The organism is Bowmanella yangjiangensis, assembly GCF_017255015.1.
Taxonomy (GTDB): domain Bacteria; phylum Pseudomonadota; class Gammaproteobacteria; order Enterobacterales; family Alteromonadaceae; genus Bowmanella; species Bowmanella yangjiangensis.
In genome coordinates, this window is record NZ_JAFKCS010000555.1 from 1 (window position 1) to 493 (window position 493).

Here is a 493-nt window from a genome sequence, read left to right on the forward strand (position 1 = left end):
ATTGCTCAACCCTGGCTTCGGTCTGAAGGGTAGTGAATATGCAGGTCCCGATGCCTTCAAGGTCGCGCGAATCGGCTCTGACCTGAATGCGAAGAACGATGGGCAATTCGGGGTGGCGTTCCGTTACATTGCTGAGGAGCTCAACTCTACCGAGTTCGGTTTCTACTTCATCAATTACCACTCCAAAGAACCGTATATCTACGCTGACATCAATGACGATTATGCAGGCCTGACTGCAGCCCAGTTTGCTGCTCTTGCCGGTGCTGTTGGTAGTCCCACCACTGCTGGGGGCTTGGTGACCGTTGACTTGGCCAACCAGATTAACGCCAGCCGCGAATACGTCGAAGACATCCGTATGTACGGCATGAGCTTCAACACTACGATTGTCGAGACGTCTGTTTTCGGTGAACTGGCTTATCGTCCGAACATGCCGATTGGCATCGCGACGACCAACGACCTGCTTGGGCAGGTGCTGGGTCAGGCGACGCAGATT

At 54.0% G+C, this 493-nt stretch carries 1 protein-coding gene; it reads left to right on the forward strand.

From position 1 onward, the window contains the following. A partial coding sequence (locus J0A65_RS25630; protein WP_206597030.1) for a DUF1302 family protein occupies positions 1-493 on the forward strand: 493 nt, incomplete at both ends.